Origin of the sequence: Enterobacter cloacae complex sp. IR5441 (assembly GCF_049238215.1) — a bacterium.
In the GTDB taxonomy this organism is placed as follows: domain Bacteria; phylum Pseudomonadota; class Gammaproteobacteria; order Enterobacterales; family Enterobacteriaceae; genus Enterobacter; species Enterobacter hormaechei_C.
Genome location: NZ_JBMKIA010000074.1, coordinates 1 through 4,710, shown reverse-complemented (window position 1 = coordinate 4,710; position 4,710 = coordinate 1). Strand labels below are relative to the sequence as shown.

Sequence of the window (4,710 nt, the reverse complement as noted above, 5' to 3'; positions counted from 1 at the left end):
CAGCATTTTATTATGGTGATCCCCTGGGCGAAATGCGCCTGGTAAGCAGAGTTTTTGAAATGTAAGGCCTTTGAATAAGACAAAAGGCTGCCTCATCGCTAACTTTGCAACAGTGCCCAGTTGTGCGGATCGAGCCCCTGCAGGCAGGAGAGCGCGGTCAGATAGTGGCTGTGCAAGTGGACGATCGCCTTGCAGGCCGGGTTGTGCAAATAGACCGCCCGGTGAAAAGTGACCTCTTTCGACGGTTTGTCGCCGGAGATCCATTCCCCTTGCAGCGTCACCACCGACAACCGCTGAGCCTGCAGTTCGCCGAGGCAGGCGCCGGTCGGCGTCGCCAGCAGGTTGCCGTCCGGCAGCAGCAGCGACAGATTGCCAGCGGAGCCGGTGGCATAGCCGCGGCTAAACAACGAGGCGCCAATCTGCACCATTTCCTCTCGCAGTTGTTGCTCAGTCATGACGAAACTCCTGCTGGGCACGGGCAAAGAACTGGATATCGCCGAAGTTACCTGACTTCAGCGCCAGGGAGAGCGGCTGGCGGGTGTCACGCACCCAGGGCACGCCAGGGGAGATGGTCGGCCCAATATGGAACGCCTCAACCCCCAGGGTCTGCGCCACAATGCTCGACGTTTCCCCTCCGGCCACAATAAAGCGGGTAAATCCGTTCGCCTTCAGGGCGGCGGCAAGAGCGGCAAACAGCTGTTCCACCCGTTCGCTGCTGGCCTTGTCGCCATACTGCGCCTGGATCCGCTGCAGCGTTTGCGGCTCGGTGGTGGCATAGATCATCGGCGCCAGCGGCGCATCGCGCTGCGCGTCCACCCAGTCAGTCAGCGTCCTGACGTAGCTCTCCAGATCGGTAAAGCAGGCGCTTAAGTCGACGGCGCGGGCGGGGGCCTGTTGACGATAGGCCGCCACCTGGCTGTTGGTCATCACCGAGCAGGAGCCCGAGAGCACCACCGCCGGACCGGCCAGCGGCATGCCGGCCTGAGCGCTTTCCCCCCTGGCGCCATGGCGCTGCGCCCAGTCGCGGGCGAGGCCGATGGCGAGGCCGGAACCGCCGGAGACCAGCTTCATCTCCCGCAGCGCCACGCCCTGGGTGAGCAGATCCTGTTCGCTGAGGGCGTCGAGCACCACATAGCGCACCGCCGGATCGTTGACTGCCGCCAGCGCGGCGGCGACCGGGCGACAATCGGCCAGGCAATCAGCGCGGCTTTTCCGCGCCCTTGGCGCTCAATTAAGCGGCCCAGGTGCGCATCCTCCATCGGCGTCACCGGATGGTGGCGCATCCCGGACTCATTCAGCAGTTGCTCGCCGACGAACAGATATCCCTGATAGACCGTGCGGCCGTTAACCGGCAGCGCCGGGGAAATCACCGTCCGCGTCTCACCCAGCTCGGCCAGCAGGGCATCCAGCACCGGGCCAATGTTGCCCTGCGCGGTGCTGTCGAAAGTGGAACAGTACTTGAAATAAAACTGCTGACAGCCCTGGGCCTGCAGCCAGCGCAGGGCCGCCAGCGACTGGCTGACGGCCATTTCCGCCGGGCAGGAGCGGGTTTTCAGGCTGATGACCACCGCCTCGCTGGTCAGCGGAATATCGCGGGTCGGCACGCCATTCAGTTGCACCGTCGGCATGCCGTTGCGCACGAGGAAGCTGGCAATATCCGTGGCGCCGGTGAAGTCATCGGCAATGACACCAAGCTGCATGTTGTCTCTCCTCACTGTTTATGGCCCGGCAGGGTGATGCCGTTGAAAATCTTGATCACCGCGCTGTCATCTTCCCGACCGAATCCGGCATTACTGGCGGAGGTGAACATATTCAGCGCGGTGGTAGCGAGCGGCAGCGGGAAGGTCAGCGCCCGGGCAGTGTCATTCACCAGCCCGAGATCTTTGACAAAAATATCGACAGCGGATTTTGGCGAGTAATCGCCATCCAGGACGTGCTGCATGCGATTCTCAAACATCCAGGAATTACCCGCCGCGTGGGTGACCACGTCATACATCGTCTCCAGTGGGATCCCGGCGCGGGCGGCAAGCGCCATCGCTTCGGCGGCAACGGCGATGTGCACCCCGGCCAGCAGCTGATGGATAATTTTTACCGTCGAGCCAAGACCAATGTCGCTCCCGATGCGGTAGACTTTGCCGGCCACGGCGTCCAGCACCGGCGCGAGTCGGGCAAAGGCGGCATCGCTCCCGGAGGCCATCACCGTCATGTCGCCGGCGGCCGCTTTCACGGCGCCGCCCGATACCGGCGCGTCGAGCATCAATAGCTGGTACTCCGCCAGCGCCTCGGCAATGGCCTGAGCATCGGCGGAGGCGATGGTGGACGACACCATCACGACGGTGCCCGGCTTCAGATGGGCGGCGAGGCCGCTCTCGCCGAACAGGATCCCCCGCACCTGGGCGGCATTGACCACCAGCAGCACAACTGCATCCAGTTCCGCGGCGAACGGCACCGCGCTGGGGCCCGCGCCTTTGGCGCCCGCCGCCAGCAGTGCGCGACAGTTGTCGGGATTGATGTCAACGCCCCAGGTGTTCAGGCCCGCCTGCAGGCAGGCGCGGGCGGCGCCCATGCCCATTGAACCCAGTCCAATCACGCAGACGTTAGTGTGTGCAGCCATGCTGGTCTCCTTGTGAACATTAGTTAATTAATGTGATTTAATGATAGAATAAAGCGTTATCATGTGAATTTATGTGAGAGTTATCACGAATAACCCACATGAATATAAAAAATTCACAGGCGGAAAGAGGCTGCACAGCGGCGATTCTTGCCCTAAAATAGCGTAAAAAACAGCGGCAAAGCGCGATAACAACACCGGGTGTCGCCAGGGCCGTAGCCTGGGTGGTGACGCCTGGTGTGAAAAAATGGTAAGGGGAGAGCGGTGATTCCAATAGAACGACATCAGCGTATTTTAGCCCTGGTGGAGCAGCGTGGGGCGGTAAGCATTAACGAGCTGACGGAGATCCTCGGCGTGTCCCATATGACCATCCGTCGGGACGTCAGTAAACTGGAGGAGCAGGGGCTGCTGGTCAGCGTCTCGGGCGGCGTACGCGCCGTCAGCCGGCTGGCCGCGGAACCCAGTCATCTGGTGAAAAGCACGCTGCAGAGTGAGGAGAAACAGGCGATCGGCGCGCTGGCGGCGAGTCATATCGCTAAAAACAGTTGCATCTATCTGGATGCCGGGACTACCACCCTGGCGCTGGCGCGGGCGATCCTCGACCGGAACGATCTCCAGGTGGTCACCAATGATTTTGAGATAACCCAGCTGCTGATCGATGCCAGCCAGTGCGGCGTGATCCACACCGGCGGCACTCTGTGCCGGGAGAACCGCTCCTGCGTGGGCGAATCGGCGGCGCGTACGTTACGCCACCTGGCTATCGATACGGCCTTTATCTCCGCCAGCGGCTGGGACAGTCGCGGGATATTCACCCCTGATGAGAACAAGGTTACCGTCAAGGAGACCGTCAGCCAGGTCAGCGCGAGAAGCATCCTGCTGTGCGACAGTTCGAAATACAATCAGGTGGCCACGTTTATGGCGTTACCTTTGACCCGGTTCACCACCATCATTACCGACCGGCATCTTTCCGATGCCGCCGCCAGTCATATCGCCCGGCACGCCTGCGAGGTGCTGCGGGCCGGATAACGCGCGCGGCCACCGCCGGCTTAGCGTTGCCAGTGCTCGATCAGCGCCGCGCCGATCCCGGCGATTTGCTGATTTCGCTCGGCCATGCTCGCCGGCGTATCCCGCAGATAAATCACCACAATGCGCTCTGCTTTGTTATTCGGGCCAAGCAGGGCGACAATCCCGCGCGCACCCCGCTTGCTAGCTCCGGTCTTATCGGCGATAAACCAGCCCGCCGGCAGCACGGAGCGGATCAACGGTCCGGCGACCCGATCGTCCACCATCCACTGCAGCAGCTGCCGTTGCGAACGGGCGCTCAGACGCTGGCTGGTCAGCAGCTTGCGCAGGGTCGCGGCCATGCTGGCCGGGGTAGTGGTGTCGCGGGCGTCGCCGGGAAGCGCCTCATTCAGTTCCGTTTCCCAGCGGTCAAGGCGGGTGACGTTGTCGCCGATCTGGCGCAAAAAGGCAGTCAATCCTGCGGGGCCGCCGACGGTGGCCAGCAGCAGATTGGCGGCGCTGTTATCGCTCATGGTAATGGCGGCGGCGCAGAGTTCGCCGACCGTCATGCCGTCGGCAAGGTGTTTTTCGCTGACCGGCGAGTAGTCCACCAGATCCTGCTGGCGATAGTGGATCTTTCGCTCCAGCTGTTCGTCACCGGCATCCACCCGCGCCAGCACTGCGCCGCAGAGCACTACTTTAAAGGTGCTCATCATGGGAAAGCGTTCATCGGCGCGCCAGGCGGTCAGCGTGCGGCCGCTGGCCAGATCCATTTCTATCATGCCTACGCGGCCCGACAGCTGGCTTTCGCTTTGTTTAATTTGCTCAAGCGGCTGCGGGCTGGCGTGTACCGCCAGCGGCAGGGTGGCTAACAGGGAGATAATACACAGGCGAATATAACGCATAACCACAATACATCCTTGAGTGAAGGCCGATAAAGGCGAGTAAAGAAGCGACAAATAAGAATAACCCGGCGTTGGCACTGTTGCAAATAGTCGGTGGTGATAAACTTATCATCCCCTTTTGCTGATGGAGCTGCACATGAACCCATTCAAAGGCCGGCATTTTCAGCGTGACATCATTCTGTGGGCCGTACG

Annotated in this window: 4 protein-coding genes and 2 pseudogenes; 1 reads left to right on the top strand and 5 read right to left on the bottom strand. The window is 61.6% G+C overall.

Annotation, left to right across the window (positions count from 1 at the left end; translation table 11 throughout):
* Positions 1 to 119: 119 nt before the first annotated feature.
* The 3 genes and pseudogenes from ACOTX5_RS26125 to ltnD form a co-directional block, all read right to left on the bottom strand.
* Positions 120 to 455 (bottom strand): annotated as a pseudogene (locus ACOTX5_RS26125) (class II aldolase/adducin family protein); the annotation flags it as partial.
* Positions 448 to 1,700: pseudogene (gene otnK, locus ACOTX5_RS26120) on the bottom strand (3-oxo-tetronate kinase). The pseudogenes ACOTX5_RS26125 and otnK, both read right to left, overlap by 8 nt.
* An 11-nt stretch (positions 1,701 to 1,711) precedes the next feature.
* Positions 1,712 to 2,614: an L-threonate dehydrogenase gene (ltnD, locus tag ACOTX5_RS26115; protein ID WP_002903955.1), complete on the bottom strand. Its 903-nt coding sequence runs from the start codon at positions 2,612 to 2,614 to the stop codon at positions 1,712 to 1,714.
* 261 nt (positions 2,615 to 2,875) lie between these two features.
* On the opposite strand from ltnD, the gene ACOTX5_RS26110 reads away from it, so the two are divergent.
* Positions 2,876 to 3,637, top strand: a complete 762-nt coding sequence (locus ACOTX5_RS26110) for a DeoR/GlpR family DNA-binding transcription regulator (protein ID WP_002210513.1) — start codon at positions 2,876 to 2,878, stop codon at positions 3,635 to 3,637.
* 20 nt (positions 3,638 to 3,657) lie between these two features.
* Here the strand turns inward: ACOTX5_RS26110 and ACOTX5_RS26105 are convergent, their stop codons facing one another.
* Positions 3,658 to 4,518, bottom strand: coding sequence for an extended-spectrum class A beta-lactamase SHV-12 (locus ACOTX5_RS26105; protein WP_002904004.1), 861 nt, complete (start codon positions 4,516 to 4,518; stop codon positions 3,658 to 3,660).
* Positions 4,439 to 4,710, bottom strand: a 272-nt coding sequence (locus ACOTX5_RS26100) for a hypothetical protein (protein WP_205570157.1), incomplete at its 5' end; no start/stop codon positions are given. The genes ACOTX5_RS26100 and ACOTX5_RS26105, both read right to left, overlap by 80 nt.

Bases quoted from the DNA above. Each gene is read 5' to 3' on its own strand.
- ltnD (WP_002903955.1), bottom strand. From the start codon at position 2,614: ATGGCTGCACACACTAACGTCTGCGTGATTGGACTGGGTTCAATGGGC.
- ACOTX5_RS26105 (WP_002904004.1), bottom strand. From the start codon at position 4,518: ATGCGTTATATTCGCCTGTGTATTATCTCCCTGTTAGCCACCCTGCCG.